The organism is Psychrobacter fulvigenes (assembly GCF_904846155.1).
Taxonomy (GTDB): domain Bacteria; phylum Pseudomonadota; class Gammaproteobacteria; order Pseudomonadales; family Moraxellaceae; genus Psychrobacter; species Psychrobacter fulvigenes.
This window is the reverse complement of record NZ_CAJGZP010000001.1, coordinates 1,576,202-1,589,532: the sequence shown is the minus strand read 5'-3', so window position 1 is coordinate 1,589,532 and position 13,331 is coordinate 1,576,202. Positions and strand designations below refer to the sequence as shown.

Below are 13,331 nucleotides of genomic sequence, written 5' to 3'. Positions count from 1 at the left end.
TAAGTCAAATAATACAGATTGAGATATGTTCATATTAGGCAGCTTTATTTGCCAAAAGTTAATACAATTATTAGTTGCCCGAGCGCTCTTCAACCACAGCGACAACTCGACGATTGAGTTGTCGACCTTCTACGGTATCATTGCTTGCTCTGGGCTGTGACTCTCCATAACCGATCGCACTTAGACGCTCAACACTAACCCCAAATTGAGAGATTAATACCTGTTTTACCGCATCTACTCGGCGTTGTGATAAGGCTTGATTATAATCATCCTTACCGCGACTGTCCGTATGCCCTTCAATAGTTACAACCGTATTAGGGTACTGCTTCATAAACTCTGCTAGTTCGGCTATTTTTGCATAATACTCTGGGCGCACAATGGCTTTATCAGTTTCGAACAGTACTTCAAGATCAATAGTCACTTTCTCAGCCAAGACTGGTGTTTGTGTCTCTACCATTGGAGGGGGAGTTATAGGTTGTATAGTTGCTATAGATGGTGGGCAGTTAGGAACGACACGACTGATCTGATGGCTTTGATAACGCTTTTGCGACAGTAATGGCAAGGCATTTTGGGAGGTAATCTGTTCTAATGTGCTTTGTCCTTTTTCGTTCATATTGATATGAAAAAAGTAGGTTTGCCCGCCGGTTAATGCATAGTCTTCTTTGTCTGCCAATAAATTATTATTCTTAAAACCAGTGGCATGGGCACTCAACTGATTGATACCAGCACAGGACTCAACCATCGTATAGTTGCCTGCATGCAAACTGACTTGAAACCGATTGTTTACCGCGATATTGGCACTGGTTTGCTCAGAGTAGTCATCATCTTCTCGAATAAACACCAAGCGGGCTTTGTCACTAGCCACTTCTTTTTTTAATACGTCGTTGATATCCGTATCGGTTTGGTTGTGCCACATCACACCATCAACACGACGAGTGTTCCCTTCATTATCGATACCACCAATCATAGCGCAAGAGGACATAGCAAATAAAACAGAAGGCAAGGCAACTGCAGCAATAGTGTTTTTAAATCCCTTTCTCATAACTAACCTCTAAATAATCGCTTATCAAATTGATCGTTAATAAATATATTTGGCAAGTTTCGTGCCATTTTTTATAAAAAATACAATAATTCTTGTTTGCTGAGTACTCAGTACTAATAAAGATATTTATGTATTATAGTTTAAAGTCCATTGAATATAGCGCCGAAGAATCAGTATGTTAAATCCCAATGGCTTTTGTTATTTGAATTATCTCTGTAAGCTGCTAACAGTAACACCTTTCAGGCTATTTATTATATAGAGTATGTGTTTACCTAAAAGACCTCAAGAGGCAACTTAAAGACCTTAAGAGGCAACTTAGCTCGGAAAGTAACAAGATAAAATGATTTTGACCCGAAATGTCACAAACAAATCATGACACAATACATTTCTATAATGTATAGATAGTGTAAAAATGTCATAGAGAATAAAAACGAGAACTTAGCATGATTACTAGAGCGTCTCGGTAACCGCCAAAATGACAGCGAGTTATATAGGAAACCAGATATACAGCGCTTAGAAAGCACATACCTATTTATCAGAGCGAGTTACAAACTATTTATTCCAACTATTCATTGCAAGTCTTAGAAGGATACAGCAGATGACTACTCTAAAATACATCGCTCATTACCCTGAGCACATTCACAGCCAAGTAGCAATGCTCATTAGCAATGGTCAACTGGGGAGTTATCTTAAAGAGAAGTATCCTAGCCAGCACCAAATACAAAGTGACAAAGCCCTATATCAATACGTAAATGATCTAAAAAATCAATATATGCGTAAAAGCGGACCTCTGACTCAAGTCAGTTATAACAGCAAGCTCAAAGTACTTAAACATGCCTTGGGTACCCATACCTTTCAATCTCGAGTACAGGGCAGCAAACTCAAGTCCCATAACAGCATCGCAGTCGCGAGCTTATTTAAAGAGGCTCCAGCTGAGTTTTTGCGCATGATTGTCGTGCATGAACTGGCACACTTCAAAGAGCATGAGCATAACAAAGCTTTCTATCAGCTATGCTGTCATATGGAGCCCGACTATCATCAGCTTGAGCTGGATACTCGCTTGTGGCTGCACTGGCGTGAACTGTCGTAAGCAAAAGCTTGCTGCTTGTTATTACCACAAGGTACCGTTTAGTTTTTACGACCGACAAACTGCACAACTGCACTAGGCCCACTATGCATCTTACCTTCCGAAATATTTCGCTGAACTTCATCACCCTTAACTTCTTCAAGATCAGAAAGCTCTGCTCGCAACTTCTCTAACGACATAAACATCTCTTTTTGAGAGGCAGGCGGCCCACCAACTCCTTCCATCTCAAGCTGCTGCTCAGTATAAGCCTCAAGAATCATGACACCACCTGGTCTTAATGCAGGTGCTACCTGTGCATGCACGTGCTGGCGCACTGCTTCTGGCATATGCGCTGAGATAGAAACAATACCGTCCCATTGCGCCTCACCCAATGCATAATCAGCCAAGTCTGTCACATGAGTAATGATCGCAACGCCTTTATCACAGGCCAATTTTAGCGCTTTATTGAGGCCGACTTCCGATCGGTCAATGGCTGTAACCTTATAACCTTGCTCCGCTAAAAATACCGCGTTTCTACCCTCTCCTTCTGCCAGACACAGGACATACCCGCCTGCAGGTATCTTTTGAAACTGCTCTCTCAAAAAATCATTGGGTGCTGTGCCATAGACATACTCTGCATTACTATAACGCTGATCCCACATATAATTTTCCTTATTAATTAACAATTACTAGTGTTTCACACTTCTAGTTAGACCGCCTTACTTGCTCAGAAGACTTACTCACAAGTCAAACTTGCTCAAAATAGCCTTTCTATAGAACCTTACTGAGAACTAGATTTACAACCAAACTTAAGTCGCTTAAAAATAAACAGCTTAGGCTATTTAGCCACTGTAATTACTAGCTACCTACTTCAATATCTAGTAACAATACTCAAAAGTAGATTTAGATGACTTTTATAAGCCATTTATTATCAACAACCATTATAAATTAGCGGATTTGTTGTTTTAAAAATATATATCAGTTCTCATCTATTATCTCATTAACAGAAAATAGTTGACTATTTACCTATATATTCATATTATAGAATATATATCTTACCTACTCATCTAGACCAGTCCCACAACATTACTAACAAGCAATATATCAGGAGGTCTATTATGCTACGTTTAAACTACACACTCAAATGTTGGGCACTAAGCACCATATTTTTTACCTTGTTTTATTTTGGTGTACTAACGAATGACCCTAGTTTGACTAAGCATACCTACCTGCTGGCTTTGAGCACTTTATTATTCCCTATTGCGAAGCGAGTGGTTGATGTCGTTGGCGAATATCTGATTCCCGATATTGATATGTTTAATAACTTACTCTCAGCAATCATAATCAATATATTGATTTGGTTCTTCACGCCTTTTATTGCTCTATTAGCGTTGTTATCATTCTTATTTTATAGCGTCTATACGCTCAAAAACTCGCTTAGCAATTGATAACGGCAAATACTTTTAGCCAATCACATGCGTTATTTTTTACGACCGATAAACTGCACCACGGCGCTGACTCCCTGATGGCGCTTACCTTCTGATATCATACGTGATGTCTCAACACCCATGACCTCTTCAAGCTCTGATAGCTCTAATCGCAAACTCTCTAACGACCCAAAGCGTTCTCTTTGCGTCGCAGGTGGCCCGCCAACAGCATCCATTGTGAGCTGCTGCTCGGTATAAGCCTCAACGATGAATGCGCCGTTTGGTTTTAAGGCAGGCGCAATCTGAGCATGGACATGCTGGCGAACCGCTTCAGGCATATGCGCCCAAATGGAAACGATGCCATCCCATTGCTCCTTCCCAAACTGATAGTCAGCCAAGTCCGCTACTTGCGTGGTGATTTCAACGCCTCTTTCACTGGCCAGTTTTAAAGCTTTGTTTAAGCCCACATCAGATAAATCCATGGCTGTCACTTGATAGCCTTGCTCAGCCAAAAACACTGCGTTTCTACCTTCGCCTTCTGCCAAACACAACACGCGCCCGCCTGCAGGTATTATGACGAACTCTTGTTTTAAAAAGTCATTGGGCTCTGTACCAAAGACATACTCGGCTTCGCTATAGCGTTCGTTCCACATTATGTTTTCCTTATTCATGATTGAGACCATCTTAACTCAATTATTTAATTCAGTTATTTAATTATGCATCATACAATAATTATTCATTATTAATAGCAACTCAAAAAGCTTATACTATAATGTTGGCTGGATTGACTTACTCGGGCATGTGGTCAATCTAATCTTACAAACTGCCATTTTTTATAAAAATGATAAGATATGCACATTTCAACTAGGGCTTTTTATTGAAGGAATTTTAATGACTACTGCTACTCGCCAAGAATATGACCTACTCGGCCATCGTGATGTTCCCGCTGATGCTTACTACGGCATTCAAACGCTACGTGCTTTTGAAAACTTCACCGTCAGTGGTGTACGTTTGAATCAATTTTCTACCTTTATCCGTGCTTTTGCCACTGTCAAAAAAGCCGCTGCCATTGCTAATAATAAAGTAGGTGTGCTAAATGACACCGTCAAAGACGCTATCGTTGCAGCGTGTGACGACTTAATCGCTGACAAATATCACGACCAGTTCATTGTCGATATGTTCCAAGGCGGCGCAGGTACCTCAACCAATATGAACGTTAACGAGGTCATTGCCAACCGAGCGTTAGAAATTTTAGGCTATGAAAAAGGCCAATATCAGCATGTGCATCCAAACAACCATGTCAACCTCTCGCAGTCAACCAATGACGCCTACCCAACTGCCTTAAATGTGGCGCTAGATGACTACTGCACGCGCTTGCTAGATAAAATGGCAATGTTGCATCAAAGTTTGGTAAATAAAAGCATAGAGTTCGCTGATCATTTAAAAATGGGTCGTACGCACTTGCAAGACGCAGTACCTATGACAGCAGGTCAGGAGTTTAATGCCTTTGCAACGATGATAAAAAAAGAGATGCAGCGTATCGAATCTAGTCGTGCGCTATTTCACGAAATCAATATGGGCGGTACAGCTATTGGCACTGGTTTGAACGCTCCAGCTGGATATTCTGATCTGTGTGCTGAGACTTTGACAGAGCTGACTGGCAGACCCTACTACATCGCTGAGGATTTGATTGAATCGACGCAAGATACCAGTGCTTATGTTGCTTTGTCTGGTAATGTGCGTCTGTTCGCTGCCCGCCTATCTAAAATCGCTCATGATTTACGCCTGCAGTCTTCTGGCCCTCGCGCAGGGTTAGCACAATATCGTCTACCAGAAATGCAGCCTGGCAGCTCAATCATGCCTGGTAAAGTAAATCCTGTGATTCCAGAAGTGGTCAACTAAGCTTGCTTTCATGTGATGGGTATTGATAGCGCTATTGTCATGGCCTCAGAAAATGGTCAGCTACAGCTTAACGTCTTTGAGCCAGTGATTGCCTTTAACTTGTTTACTGGTATGAGCATGATGGCCAATATTTGTGAGATGTTTGCCACCCGCTGTATCGATGGGCTGATGATGAATAATGATATGTGTAGTGTGCAAGTATTTAATAATATCGGTCTGGTCACTGCGCTGAACCCGCATCTTGGTTATGACTCGTCTACTTATGTGGCGAGAAAAGCGCAAGAAACAGGCGGCAGTGTTTATGACATCGTGCTAGAAGAGAAACTCATGGATAAAGAGACCTTAGACAATCTATTATCTCCTGCCAATATGGTATATCCAAAGGCTAAATTAGCGCCTTAACGGATTTTTGATAAAGAAAAGGCTGGGTTAGCAATTGCTAACCCAGCCTTTTCTTTAATACGGTAAAAACATTACCTTAACTCACCCTATCCCACATCTTACTGAGCCGCTTCGGTGATACTGCCATGCGAGTTTTCATCGGCTGGGCGAATAGTTGGATACGATACTCCTCCACCATCCAGCGGTACTCACTGATGGCCTCATCACTAGCACGATTTGCCAACCGCTCCATGTGCACGTCCAGCGCGTAGACACCATCGAGATCGGATTCAAGGTTGTGCTCAAGGCGCTCGATACGCACCTCTAGCGCCTCAAGATAGCGCGGATACTGCTGCCAATGGCTATAATCCATCTGATAGATGAATTTTGACAGCTGCAAATCTTGCAGTTGGTCTTCGATATCATCGATAGACTCACCGAACACTTCACGGTCTAGCATCAGCAGACTCTGGCGAACGCGCTGCCAGCGTGTGTAGACATTTTTGAGAGTCTTGATGACGCTTTGGCCAGTCAATAGGAAGTTCTTTAACACGACTTCTTCGGTTTGCTGATACTCTTCTGCTGTAAAGGGCAGCTCCTCACTCAATCCAACCGTTTTGTCATCAGCGTTCTCAGGCAGGTCTGAGGCGTGATCAAACAATACGTAATGCTCTTCAAGCGTGGCATCTAAGGTCGCATCAATGACGATGGTCTTCAATGCCTCCATATCACCAAGAGGAGCAAAAGCCAATTTGAATATCTTATCAATTTGACTGGTCAGCTGTTTTTTCTTCGAGCCAAGCTTGCCTTTCATGAGGGTCAAAACCCCAGTGCGATGCGCTTTTAGAGCGGCATTCACGTCAGTATATTGATGAATCGAGACCGCCTCGCCTGCCTCGTCAGCGACCAAGGCGGAGAACTGCTTCATCACTACGCCTGCGCTATGCCGATTCTTACTAAAGGCAAAATGTTCAGGGAACTGAGTATGCACGCCTTGCTGCTCGGTCACTGCTTGACTGGTCTCACTGGCATGACGAATCTGCAGTGTTTGTAGGTCGCGACCCTTTTCAATGATACGGTTTTTGTCATCGACCACGCAGATTTGCGGCTGCAAATAGCGGTCAATGCTAGAAGGATTGAAGTTATCAGGCGTCACCGACATAATACCGCGACGGTTAAGCGCGTGGCAAAGCTGCTTGAGCAGACCTTGCTCGCCTTCAGGCTCTAACTCATCGAACAAGCTGTCAGCGGTATCAGGAATCGGTACGATCTGACGACGAATCTCTTTGGGTAAGGATTTGAGCAGCTGCAATACTAGCTCAAAGCGCCAACCAGGTACGCCCCATAACAGCTCGATAGCATCCAGCTGCGGCAGTGCGGCAAGGGGCACGCGAATGGTCACCCCATCATCATCGCTGGCTGGGTCAAAGACGTAGCGCAGCGGCAAGCGTAAATCGCCCAGCTGCCAAACTTCAGGGAAATCGCCTGTGGTCGGCGCTTGACTGTTGAGCACATCGTCATCGGTAAAGAACAGATATTTACTATCGCTCTTTTCTACCTCGGCACGCCAGTCTTCAAAAGCCTTACGACTGGCAATATGCTCGGGGATTTTATTATCGTAGAGCTGATATAGTGCCTCTTCATCGACCAGCAAATCACGACGACGCAACTTATCCTCAATGCGCTCAACATGGGCAATCTTATCCATATTATGCTGCAGAAACGGCGCTTGACGGCCAAAATTACCCGACACCAGACCATCACGGATAAATATCTCCCGCGACTCACTCAGATCGACTTGCTCATAGTTGGTCAGCTGCTTGCTGATGATAATCAGTCCAAACAGGCTAACCTGGGCGTAGGCTTTGACCCGTCCTGTCTTCTTTGACCAATGCGGCTCAAAGTAATGGTATTTCAGCAAGTCGCCCGCTGCCGAGATAATCCACTCAGGCTCAATCTTGGCGACGTTACGCATAAAGACCTGAGATGTCTCTACCATCTGGAACGCCATTACCCAAGGCGGTGTCTGCTTGAATACGGTACTGGATGGGAATATCTTGGCTTTTTGCTGACGTGCTGCCAGATATTCACCGCGATTTTCAGTCTTATGGGCGATGGTGGATAATAGCCCTGTCATCAAAGCGCGATGTAAATGCGCGTATCGCACCGCTTTGATCTCTTCATCGTCAACGCTGGTAGGGTCGCTATTGAGCGCATCCTTACCGTTGCCTTTATCTGCGCTAAGCTTGAGCTCGGTGACCATTTGCAGCAATTGGCGATGGGTTTGATGCCATTCGCGCACGCGCGGGAAGCTGAGATAGTGCTTTTTGGCAAATTGGCGGCGCTGATTATTAGACAATTTATTGCCGTTTTCGTCTTTTTCAAATAGGGCTTTCCATAGACTCAAATAGAATAAGAAATCAGAATCATCCTGACGGAACAAGGCATGCTTTTGATCCGCTTGCGTGCGCTTATTCGCAGGACGCTCACGAGGGTCTTGTACCGCCAGCGCAGCAACCACAATCAGCATCTCACGCATACAATCAAAATCGCTACCACCAACCAGCATTCGCGCCAGTCGTGGGTCGATCGGCATGCGTGCCATTTGCTGACCGGTACGGGTCAGACGCAGATGGTCAAGGCCTTGTTTGCGTTTGCCACTTGGCTTAGCATCAGCCTGTTCACTTTTTGAGGGAATCGCACCCAGCTCATCAAGCAGTTTATGACCATCAGTGACCAATCGGCTATCAGGTGGCTCAATAAAGGCAAAGTCATCGACACTGCCCAAACGCAAATTGGCCATCTGTAGAATGACGGACGCCAAGTTGGTACGCAAGATTTCAGGCTCGGTAAACTCAGGACGACTGGTAAAGTCCTCCTCACTGTACAGACGAATACAAACGCCTGGTGCGACACGGCCACAGCGACCTTTACGCTGATTGGCTGCTGCTTGTGAAATCGCCTCAATCGGCAAACGCTGAACCCGTGAGCGGTAGGAATAGCGTGAAATACGCGCAAACCCTAAGTCGATGACGTAACGAATATCAGGTACGGTCAGTGCCGTCTCAGCAACGTTGGTCGCGATAACGATACGCCGACCTCGACCTGACGGCTGAAAGATACGTTGCTGCTCCTCATAAGTCTGCCGCGCAAATAATGGCAACACTTCGGTGTGTTTGGGTCCATGACGCTCAAGTACCTCTTGCAGCTCACGAATCTCGGCTTCAGTCGCCGCAAATATCAAGATATCGGCTTGATCGGCATGGCCTTTACTTTGCGCATCGCTAAAGCATTCTTCTACGGCAGCAACCACCGCACGTGGCAGGTTCTCTTCAAAGTCGTCGTAGCTGTCCTCATCAGAGCTATTAACCGGTTCGTCAGTCAACGGACGATAACGCACCTCTACAGGGAAGCTGCGACCTTCGATATTAAAAATAGGCGCAGGCACTTGGCGTTTAAACTTGCTGTCATAGCGGCTAAAGTATTCGCTAAAGCGCTTGGTATCAAGCGTTGCAGAAGTGATAATGACTTTTAAATCGGGGCGCTTAGGCAGTAGCTTTTTGAGGTAACCCATAATAAAATCAATGTTTAAGCTACGTTCATGCGCCTCATCAATGATGATGGTATCGTATTTACTCAAAAATCGATCATGACCCAATTCAGCCAATAAAATACCATCGGTCATTAATTTAACAACTGATTGCGCAGTACCTTGCTCATTAAAACGAATTTTAAAACTGACCGTATGACCGAGCTGCTCACCCAGCTCCTCTGCGATACGGTTCGCCACACTGCGTGCTGCTAACCTGCGCGGCTGCGTATGCCCTATCTGTCCCGTGATACCGCGACCTGCCAGCATTGCAAGCTTTGGCAACTGTGTGGTCTTACCAGAGCCAGTCTCGCCTGCAACGATGATGACTTGATTATCATGAATAGCCTGCACGATATCTTCTGCACGCTGACTGACTGGCAGCTCTAGATTGAGCTTTTCCGCTAACTTGTCTGGAATACTATCGATACGCGCTTGCACCGCCTGCTGTGAGCGGGTTTTTATTTTGTCGTATTGAGCCCGTTTTTTGACGAGTTCCTTTTCTGCTTTATTGTCAGAGTCGTTATCAGCTTTCTTATTCTTAGCGACAGCGGCACGCGCCAGCTCACGCTCTAAACGACTTAGATAGTGTTTGTCTTTGGCAAGTACGGGCAAATCAGCATTATTGGCAGCGCCAGAAGATAACGGCGCAACTGGACGCTCAGCATTGGCTATGTGAGTAGTAGGCTGTGCAGATACTGGTTGTTTGGAGTTTTCAGAGTCTTGAAAATTATTAGGCATATTTGCTTAGGCTATTTATTATAGAAAGTGCTTAGATTATGGAGGTTATGGAGGTGTGATTCAAGTTGGTTGTGGCGTTTGGTTGGCAACTGAGACTTCTTTGAGCTATTTTTAAAGACGCTCCCTTTAATGGCACTGACAACTGTATTATCAATCCCATTAAAGAAAGTTCACATACCGCCTAAATAACAAAGTCAGTCACCACTAGTATAGATAGTCTGCTCCTTAGTAGCAGCCTCTTTAAAAAAGGTCTGCAGCTTTTGCAGTGACTCCATAGGAAAAGGCAAGTGCAAGGAGAGTATCAACCTCTCAAACGCTATCATCTCATCAGCCAATGCCGTCGCAATGTCTGGCTCAATCTGCGGATTGTCATAAAGGTTATTAATGAGCCAAGTTAATTGCGGAAAATTGGCATTATCATGAATCTGATAAAGAGTCGGCACTAAGTCATCAGAGATTTGGCAGTGTGTTTTACGAATCATGCCGTTCTTAAAATACATATTTAAAGCCATACGATGGTAACTCCCTTTATTTATATTCAAAGATATTACTGTGAATCTCAGAAATAACAGCGATTTTGCCTGTTTTTTCATGATTAAAATGCGTTATAACCTTTGGTTTCTGAATATGAGCCGTTAAAAAGTACCACAAATAACAATGAGACAGCTGTGTATTAAAGTTTTATTTGTTATTTGTTACCAGTGAAACTCTGCTCAAAAACACAGGTTATACTATTATCTAAGCACCTATAGATAGTAAGTTTTTTACAAATCTTCTGTACTTATAAACTTTGTATACTATCAGAGTACTAGGAGTTCCAATGTCCGATACATCAAACAAACTGCCCTTTAATCCCGTGTCAACAGCCATTGCTATCGCCATCGGACTGATTATCTGGTTCGTGATTCCAGTACCAGAAGGCGTCACAGACAATGCTTGGCATCTACTGGCATTATTTGTGGCGACCATTGTAGCGATCATTGGTAAGGCATTACCACTTGGAGCACTGGCTATCATAGCCGTGACACTGGTCGCTCTCACTGGAGTCACAGCGGATACACCCAAACAAGCCATTAATGATGCGCTATCGAGCTTTTCGAGTCCGCTGATTTGGCTCATCGGTATCTCTGTCATGATATCGCGAGGACTGATTAAGACGGGGCTAGGCTCTCGCATTGCCTATTACTTCATCTCAGTATTTGGTAAAAAAACCCTTGGCATTGGTTACTCTCTCGCCGCAGCAGAGCTAATGATAGCACCTATCACGCCATCTAATACTGCCCGTGGTGGTGGTATCATTCATCCCATCATGCGCTCAATCGCCATCAGCTTCCATTCCACACCTGAGGAAGGCACACAAAATAAAATTGGCCGTTTCCTTGCGATGGTGAACTATCATTCCAACCCTATTACCTCTGGGATGTTTATCACAGCGACTGCGCCCAACCCGTTAGTAGTCGACTTGGTAAACAAAGCCACTGGTAGCCAGATTGAGCTGTCTTGGACGACATGGGCACTGGCCATGTTTGTGCCAGGTATTCTCTGTTTATTAGTTATGCCATTGGTCGTATATATGGTATATCCGCCTGAAGTCAAAGAAACGCCCAACGCTAGACAATATGCTACTGACAATTTGGATAAGCTTGGCAAGATTAGTACTCACGAAAAGATTATGCTTGGCGTCTTTGCGTTGATGTTATTACTCTGGGCAAACATACCTGCCCTGATATTTGGTGAGCAGGTATCAGTAGACGCTACCACGACGGCTTTTTTGGGTTTGTCGCTACTGATCATCACAGGCGTCCTGACTTGGCAAGATGTGCTAAAAGAAAAGTCAGCATGGGATACCATTATTTGGTTTGGCGCACTGGTGATGATGGCCAACTATCTAAACAAGCTCGGATTAATTTCTTGGTTTTCTTCTAGCATCGAATCTGCCATTGGGCTAACTGGTGTAGGCTGGATGGGTGCTGTGGCCATCTTGACTCTGGTTTATTTATATATGCACTACTTCTTTGCCAGTACCACTGCTCATATTACCGCTATGTTTGCCGCTTTTTATGCAGTTGGTCTGAGTTTAGGAGCGCCTCCTATGTTGTACGCCTTAATTCTGGCTGCAGCAGGTAACATCATGATGACGTTGACTCATTATGCGACAGGTACCGCGCCTGTTATCTTTAACTCAGGCTATACCACGCTACGTGAATGGTGGACTATTGGAGCCGTCATGAGTGTAGTCAACTTGGTAATTTGGATTGGATCTGGTTTGATTTGGTGGAAAGTCCTTGGATATTATTAAGCTGACCCATTATTAAACTTACCAAAGCTTGCTGCTTTAAAAGCTTTCTACTTATAAATATTTAGCTCTTAAAGATTAGAAAAAAAGAGGTCTATCAATGGATAGACCTCTTTTTTATGCGCTTTAACAGAGTTTAGCCTTCATAGAAAAGAAAACTTATACTAGGTCGATTATAGGAGTATCAGAAACATTAATCTGCACCCAACTCTAGCAGGCTCGCATTACCACCGATCGCCGTCGTATTGATCGTAATAACGCGTTCAGTGACAAAGCGATACAGATAGTCTGGCGTGAGCATTTCTAAAAAGCCTTCCATATCTGTCACGGCTATTACTTGCGTTAAGATACCGTCAGTATTAGCCAGTGTCTGACTGATTTCTTGAATTTCAGCACTGCTGCCTGCCACGGCTACTTGCGCGAGGCGATCGATATGTAACAAAGTGACCGTCTGTGAATCATTGGCAACACTCAACACATTATCACTGATACCCGTCGCATAAAGCGCTTTTGCGGCCGCTTCACACATGTCTTCTTGGCTTGGGCAATGTAATATGACTTCATTACCCGTTAATAATGCCGCGATAAGCTGGCCAAGCACTGCCATTGCCTTGGCTGACTCGCCACCGATGACCATGGTTTTGCCACGTGCAGTCACATACAAGTCGTTAGACTCGCCAGTAGCGCCTGTCATCCGATGCACTTCATCGAGACTGGGTGCTGCGCTTAACAAATGATTGAACAGGCGGCGCGCCTTATTGGCATCACCTGTCAGCAGTGCCAGCTTGGGTATCGCTGCTTCCAGATAGACCGCACGCTCTACCGCGCTCAGTAATCGCCAAGCTTCACAAACCTGGGCATGATCTTTTTTAAATTCAGTCGCCATG

9 protein-coding genes and 1 pseudogene are annotated in these 13,331 nt (G+C 44.4%); 4 read left to right on the top strand and 6 right to left on the bottom strand.

Annotated features, from left to right (window positions below; all coding sequences use genetic code 11):
- Positions 1 to 70: 70 nt before the first annotated feature.
- On the bottom strand, positions 71 to 1,042 hold the full coding sequence (locus JMX03_RS06895) for an OmpA family protein (protein ID WP_201595488.1): 972 nt from the start codon (positions 1,040 to 1,042) through the stop codon (positions 71 to 73).
- Between the two features lie 598 nt (positions 1,043 to 1,640).
- Here JMX03_RS06895 and JMX03_RS06890 point away from each other — a divergent pair.
- Positions 1,641 to 2,132 carry a M48 family metallopeptidase gene (locus tag JMX03_RS06890; RefSeq protein WP_201595485.1) on the top strand — a complete coding sequence of 164 codons (492 nt, stop codon included), beginning with the start codon at positions 1,641 to 1,643 and terminating at the stop codon, positions 2,130 to 2,132.
- A gap of 38 nt (positions 2,133 to 2,170) precedes the next feature.
- Here JMX03_RS06890 and JMX03_RS06885 read toward each other — a convergent pair whose 3' ends face one another.
- Entirely contained in the window at positions 2,171 to 2,770 is a 600-nt protein-coding gene (locus JMX03_RS06885; RefSeq protein ID WP_201595482.1) for an SAM-dependent methyltransferase, read from the bottom strand.
- 456 nt (positions 2,771 to 3,226) lie between these two features.
- Here JMX03_RS06885 and JMX03_RS06880 point away from each other — a divergent pair, with 456 nt between their 5' ends.
- Positions 3,227 to 3,556 (top strand): hypothetical protein, encoded by a 330-nt coding sequence (locus tag JMX03_RS06880; protein WP_201595479.1) that lies wholly within the window; start codon positions 3,227 to 3,229, stop codon positions 3,554 to 3,556.
- Between the two features lie 32 nt (positions 3,557 to 3,588).
- On the opposite strand, the gene JMX03_RS06875 is transcribed toward JMX03_RS06880, so the two are convergent.
- Complete coding sequence (locus JMX03_RS06875) at positions 3,589 to 4,188, bottom strand: class I SAM-dependent methyltransferase (RefSeq protein WP_201577324.1); 600 nt, start codon at positions 4,186 to 4,188, stop codon at positions 3,589 to 3,591.
- Between the two features lie 238 nt (positions 4,189 to 4,426).
- Between JMX03_RS06875 and JMX03_RS06870 the strand changes: the two are divergent.
- A pseudogene (locus tag JMX03_RS06870) lies at positions 4,427 to 5,839 on the top strand (aspartate ammonia-lyase).
- A 76-nt stretch (positions 5,840 to 5,915) separates the two neighbouring features.
- On the opposite strand, the gene hrpA reads toward JMX03_RS06870, so the two are convergent.
- On the bottom strand, positions 5,916 to 10,148 hold the full coding sequence (gene hrpA, locus JMX03_RS06865) for an ATP-dependent RNA helicase HrpA (protein WP_201595476.1): 4,233 nt from the start codon (positions 10,146 to 10,148) through the stop codon (positions 5,916 to 5,918).
- Between the two features lie 194 nt (positions 10,149 to 10,342).
- Positions 10,343 to 10,660 carry a hypothetical protein gene (locus JMX03_RS06860; protein WP_201595474.1) on the bottom strand — a complete coding sequence of 106 codons (318 nt, stop codon included), beginning with the start codon at positions 10,658 to 10,660 and terminating at the stop codon, positions 10,343 to 10,345.
- A 329-nt stretch (positions 10,661 to 10,989) separates the two neighbouring features.
- On the opposite strand from JMX03_RS06860, the gene JMX03_RS06855 reads away from it, so the two are divergent.
- Positions 10,990 to 12,447 carry an anion permease gene (locus JMX03_RS06855; protein ID WP_201577326.1) on the top strand — a complete coding sequence of 486 codons (1,458 nt, stop codon included), beginning with the start codon at positions 10,990 to 10,992 and terminating at the stop codon, positions 12,445 to 12,447.
- Between the two features lie 190 nt (positions 12,448 to 12,637).
- Here JMX03_RS06855 and JMX03_RS06850 read toward each other — a convergent pair whose 3' ends face one another.
- Complete coding sequence (locus JMX03_RS06850) at positions 12,638 to 13,330, bottom strand: 1-pyrroline-5-carboxylate dehydrogenase (protein WP_201574814.1); 693 nt, start codon at positions 13,328 to 13,330, stop codon at positions 12,638 to 12,640.
- Position 13,331 lies beyond the last annotated feature (1 nt).

Bases quoted from the DNA above. Each gene is read 5' to 3' on its own strand.
- JMX03_RS06895 (WP_201595488.1), bottom strand. From the start codon at position 1,042: ATGAGAAAGGGATTTAAAAACACTATTGCTGCAGTTGCCTTGCCTTCT.
- JMX03_RS06890 (WP_201595485.1), top strand. From the start codon at position 1,641: ATGACTACTCTAAAATACATCGCTCATTACCCTGAGCACATTCACAGC.
- JMX03_RS06885 (WP_201595482.1), bottom strand. From the start codon at position 2,770: ATGTGGGATCAGCGTTATAGTAATGCAGAGTATGTCTATGGCACAGCA.
- JMX03_RS06880 (WP_201595479.1), top strand. From the start codon at position 3,227: ATGCTACGTTTAAACTACACACTCAAATGTTGGGCACTAAGCACCATA.
- JMX03_RS06875 (WP_201577324.1), bottom strand. From the start codon at position 4,188: ATGTGGAACGAACGCTATAGCGAAGCCGAGTATGTCTTTGGTACAGAG.
- hrpA (WP_201595476.1), bottom strand. From the start codon at position 10,148: ATGCCTAATAATTTTCAAGACTCTGAAAACTCCAAACAACCAGTATCT.
- JMX03_RS06860 (WP_201595474.1), bottom strand. From the start codon at position 10,660: ATGGCTTTAAATATGTATTTTAAGAACGGCATGATTCGTAAAACACAC.
- JMX03_RS06850 (WP_201574814.1), bottom strand. From the start codon at position 13,330: ATGGCGACTGAATTTAAAAAAGATCATGCCCAGGTTTGTGAAGCTTGG.